Here is a 5,221-nt window from a genome sequence, read left to right as displayed (position 1 = left end):
CAACTGCTCATGCTCCATTGCTACCCCCACTGGATTTAAACAGTGAATCCCTCATGCCATTTGTGCAACAAAGCCCCACAGACCCGCGCAATCTCGACCCAGAGGAGCGCGCGCGCGTTCGAGTTAAACTCGACAAAGCAGAACGCGTTGCCCGAGAGATCCTCGCCTTTCACCAACCACTGCTGAAGAGTATGGCGGCCGCCCTGGTCCAAGCGCGGGAGTTCGGCGCTGCCGAGGTTGCCGACTGGCTGAAGGATCTCGCCCCTCCCAGTTGCGGTTACAGCGATACGTAGCCCCGACCCGTCAATTGAAGCTGAGGTGGCGCCGGTTTGCGCAATAGCTTTTGGCAAACCCTCCGCCCCCAATTGATCGCTCTCAAAAACATGGAGAACTCTCTCTAGGTAGAACATCGACGGATCAGAGCGTTAGACCGTTGCCCCCCGAAGGCCACCCGGCGCGACCGCTTCGGCCTCCAAAAAGGAGGTTATCCACATAATGCGATCTGAAGCCGCCCTTAGCCATGAGTTTCGGATCCTCGTCACCTGCCGCACCCTCTATGATCAAGGGAACAGCCGCACCCCGGCACCAACCTTAGATCATGAGCGCTTCGGGCCAGCCCGCAAGCGGGTAGGAGACCTCGGCCGATGGCACGAGACCAAAAGAGATTTGCCCGAACTGGCCCGTCTAATCCTGTGCGGGCGGGCAATGGCGCAGCAACACCTCCTGCGCTCCACTTACTTGTCCGCCTGCTCGCGCGTCATGCCGCAGAAGAAGATGCTGCCGAGATGAGGAAGGGCCCAGAACAAAAGGACTGATCCATGCCAGCCACCGCCCCTCTTCGCGCTGCCATCTATGCACGCTATTCCACCGACAAGCAAAAAGAGACCTCCGTTGAGGACCAGCTCCGTCTCTGCCGTCGCCACTGCGACCAAAAGGGATGGCAGGTCACCCAAGTCTTCGCCGATCACGGCATCAGCGGCACCACCAGCCAACGTCCTGATTACTTGCGCCTTTTGCAGGCCGCAGAGCGCGGCGAAGTCGACGTTATCGTCGCCGAAAGCCTCAACCGCCTATCGCGGGATCAAGCCGACACCGCGTCTTTGTTCAAGCGGATGAGCTTCTTCGGGGTTCGCTTGCACACGGTCGCAGATCAGGACATGGACGAGTTGAAGGTCGGAGTCGGCGGTCTAGTCTCCGCACTCTATATTAAGGACATCGCTCAAAAAACCCGCCGAGGCTTGGAGGGCCGTGTTGTTGCGGGCAAGTCTGCCGGAGGCCTCAGCTATGGCTATCGTGTAAAGCGAGAGATCCGCGCGGATGGAACGGCCACCACCGGTGATCTGACCATCGAGCCTTCGGAGGCCGAAGTCGTGAACCGGATTTTCCAAGAATACGCCGCGGGGCAGTCCGCGCGCGCCATTGCCTCGGCCTTGAACGCCGAGGGCATCGCCGCCCCGCAAAGCGGCAAAGGCACCGGAACTTGGAACCCCTCGACGATTTCAGGGAACGTGAAGCGTGGCACCGGCATCCTCAACAATGAGCTCTACGCTGGTCGACGAGTCTGGAACCGGCTGACCTATGATCGCGACCCCGACACCGGCAAACGACAGTCACGGCTAAACCCCCCGTCGAAATGGAAGACAGAGACCTTTCCCGACCTGAGGATCGTTGACGACGCTCTTTGGGGTCGCGTCAAGGCCCGCCAGGACGACGTGCGGCAAGCCATGAACCCAGCTGGGATCCTGACAGACCGCCCACGACCGGAACGAGCGCGCCGCCCGACCTATCTGCTGTCCGGCCTCCTTCGCTGCACCTGCTGCGGCGCCAGCTACACTTTGATCAACAAAACCCGCTATGGCTGCGCCGCCGCCCGCAACAAGGGAGGCGCGATCTGCCGCAATCGCGCGACCATCGAGCGCGAAGTCGTCGAAGGTCGTGTCCTTTCCGGACTAAAGCACCGGCTTCTTTCCCCAGAACTGCTCGGCCATTTCACGGAGGAGTACCGTAAAGCCTTCAACGCGTCAGCCGCCGGCGCGGCGCAGGACCGGCAGAAGGCAGCGAAGGCCCTCACTGAGATCGAGACCAAGATCACCAGCATCCTCAAGGCCATTGAAGACGGCATGTACCACGCCTCGATGAAGGCGAAGATGACCGAGCTGGAAGCGGAACAGTCGAGATTGCTGTCGGTGTTGGCGGAAAGCCCCGAGCCCCCTGCCCTGCGGCTGCATCCCAGCCTGTCTGTGCGGTACCGAGAACTGATCGAAGATCTCGCCCGCTCTCTGAACGCGCCGGAGGTCAAACGCGAAGCGGCAGAAGCCCTTCGGGGTCTGATTTCAGAGGTTCGGATGGTGCCGGACACGGCAGCACGCAATGGCCATACCATTGAACTTATTGGGGAACTTTCAGGTATTTTGCGTTTGGGAGGACTGGATGCAACGAAGCCCCCGCGTTTTGCGAGGGCTTTGTCGGGAACGATGGTTGCGGGAGCTCGCATTGGTCACTGTTTCATTCCAACAGGAGAGAAGAGTGCCAGACCTCAATTGCCCTAAGTCCAATGAGGTCCGGAGTCAGCCTTTTCGCGACATTCGTACCAAGCGCAGCGTTGACTTCGCTTTAGGCGCGAGAGTTGCCCAAGAGAGGACCTTCTAGCCTGTTGATTGTCACTGAGAACTGACCCGGTAGCCCCATAAATTGTCACTGAGAATTGACCGATGTGAACACACTTCCCCGACGGTTTTGGTTGGGGGGATTTGGAGTGATCGACATGGGATTTTTGAGTGTCATCAGACGCTGGGCATTGCGTGACAAAATGCCGATACGCGAGATCGCCCGGCGGACGGGTTTGTCTCGGAATACTATCAAGAAGTATCTGCGCGAAGGCGCGGTTGAGCCGAAGTTCAAGACGCCCAAGCGTCCAAGCAAATTGGACCCATATACGGATCGGTTGTCCGCTTGGCTTTTGACCCAGACGCGGAAGTCACGCAAAGAGCGGCGGACAGTGAAGCAAATGCATGCTGATCTGGTAAAGCTGGGATATGATGACTCCTATGAGCGCGTCGCGGCTTTTGCCGGGGCATGGCGTGACGATCGCCATCGAGCGGAACAGACAACGGGGCGCGGCACCTACGTGCCTTTGGTGTTCCAGCCCGGTGAAGCCTTCCAGTTCGATTGGAGCGAGGATTGGGCCACTATCGGCGGCGAGCGCGTCAAGCTTCAGGTTGCCCATATCAAACTATCGCATAGCCGGGCGTTTCTGGTCCGGGCATACCCGCTTCAAACGCACGAGATGCTGTTTGATGCGCACTGGCATGCATTCCGTGTTTTTGGTGGGGTGCCTGGCCGGGGGATCTACGACAATATGAAGACGGCCGTAGACCGCGTTGGCAAAGGCAAACAGCGCGATATCAATGCGCGCTTCAAAGCTATGGCCAGCCACTATGTCTTTGAGCCTGAGTTTTGCAATCCCGCTGCGGGTTGGGAGAAAGGCCAGGTCGAGAAGAACGTGCAAGATGCGCGCAACCGTATGTGGCAGGTCATGCCGGTCTTTGCCGATTTGGAAGAACTGAGCCAGTGGCTCGAAGATCGCTGCATCGCGCTTTGGGATGAGACACCACACAAGGCCCTACCAGGGTCCATCGCTGATGCGTGGGAGGCTGAGAAGCCGGTGCTGATGGCGCTGCCGCCCGCCTTTGATGGCTTCATCGAACACAGCAAGCGCGTGTCACCCACATGCCTGATCACATTCGAATGCAACCGCTACAGTGTGCCCGCCAGCTTTGCGAACCGCCGTGTCATTTTGCATGTCTATCCCGAACGGCTGGTCGTGGTCGCTGAAGGGCAAACGGTTTGCAAGCATGCGCGGATCATCGAGCGGTCTCACCTCAAACCCGGCAAGGTCATCTATGGCTGGCGGCACTATCTTGCTGTTATCCAACGCAAACCGGGCGCGCTTCGGAATGGCGCTCCGTTCGCGCAGATGCCAAACGCCTTCCGTCAATTGCAGGGTCACATGCTGCGTAAAGAAGGCGGTGACCGAGAGATGGTCGACATTCTGTCTTTGGTTCTTCAGCACAACGAAGAGGACGTTTTGTGTGCAGTGGAACTGGCACTTGAAGCAGGCGTCCCCACCAAGACGCACATCCTGAACCTGTTGCATCGATTGATCGACCGCAGACCGACAGATCATCCCGAGGTCGATCCGCCGGACGCACTGACATTGCAGACAACGCCAGTGGCCAACGTCGGTCGCTATGACGGGTTGCGACAGACTGAGGAGAAGCGCCATGCGTCATGCCCCAGCAGGAGCCTCCGTCGTCATCATGCTGCGCAGTCTCAAGCTCTATGGCATGGCAACCGCGGTCGAAGATTTGGTTGCCCAAGGCGCGCCGGCTTTCGAGGCCGCCACACCACTGTTGTCACAGCTCCTCAAGGCGGAGATTGCGGAACGCGAAGTGCGGTCCATTACCTACCACACGAAGGTCGCCCGCTTCCCCGCATACAAGGACCTGACGGGCTTCGATTTTGCATCAAGTGAGATCAACGAAGCGACAGTGCGCCAGCTACACCGATGCGAGTTTATCGAAGCGGCCGAAAATGTCGTTTTGATCGGCGGTCCCGGAACGGGCAAGAGCCACACAGCCACGGCAATCGGCGTCCAAGCCATCGAACATCACCGGCGTAAGGTGCGCTTCTTGACCGTGGAATTGGTCAACGCGCTGGAGCAGGAGAAGGCGCTCGGAAAGGCAGGCAAACTCGCTGAGATGCTGACGAAGGTCGACTTGGTCATCTTGGACGAACTCGGCCACCTGCCGTTCAGTTCATCTGGCGGGGCGCTGCCCTTCCATCTGCTCAGCAAGCTCTACGAGCGCACCAGCGTCATCATCACCACAAACCTCAGCTTCTCAGAATGGGCGCAGGTCTTCGGGGATGCAAAAATGACAACCGCGCTCCTCGATAGGCTGACCCACCGCTGCCACATCCTCGAAACCGGAAACGATAGCTACCGCTTTAAGGCCAGCGCTGAGGCTGCAACGAAAACACTAAAGGAGGCCAAAACAATGACCGCGTCATAAACCACGATGCATAGCTGAGGGTGGGTCAAATCTCGGTGAAAATACCGGGTCAGTTCTCAGTGAAAATCAACAGAAAGAGCTTCTCCTCTGGCGTGCTCCGGACGCCGAGGTTTGGCGTCCGGAGTGGCTTTACTGCACGGTGGGATGAG

The 5,221-nt window shown here is 58.7% G+C and carries 3 protein-coding genes and 1 pseudogene; all 4 read left to right on the top strand.

The features are described 5' to 3' along the window. Positions 1 to 293 (top strand): hypothetical protein (locus R0J92_RS21085; RefSeq protein WP_411053075.1); only part of this gene is annotated, 293 nt, incomplete at its 5' end. Between the two features lie 525 nt (positions 294 to 818). Continuing rightward, positions 819 to 2,549, top strand: a complete 1,731-nt coding sequence (locus R0J92_RS21080; protein WP_411053074.1) for a recombinase family protein — start codon at positions 819 to 821, stop codon at positions 2,547 to 2,549. A 215-nt stretch (positions 2,550 to 2,764) separates the two neighbouring features. Continuing rightward, a pseudogene (gene istA / locus R0J92_RS21075) lies at positions 2,765 to 4,291 on the top strand (IS21 family transposase); the annotation flags it as partial. Next, complete coding sequence (gene istB, locus R0J92_RS21070) at positions 4,284 to 5,072, top strand: IS21-like element helper ATPase IstB (protein ID WP_411053073.1); 789 nt, start codon at positions 4,284 to 4,286, stop codon at positions 5,070 to 5,072. The pseudogene istA and the gene istB, both read left to right, overlap by 8 nt. Positions 5,073 to 5,221 lie beyond the last annotated feature (149 nt).

The organism is Tritonibacter sp. SIMBA_163, assembly GCF_046535935.1.
In the GTDB taxonomy this organism is placed as follows: domain Bacteria; phylum Pseudomonadota; class Alphaproteobacteria; order Rhodobacterales; family Rhodobacteraceae; genus Epibacterium; species Epibacterium scottomollicae.
The sequence above is the reverse complement of the archived record's forward strand: the minus strand, read 5'-3'. Positions and strand labels throughout refer to the sequence as shown.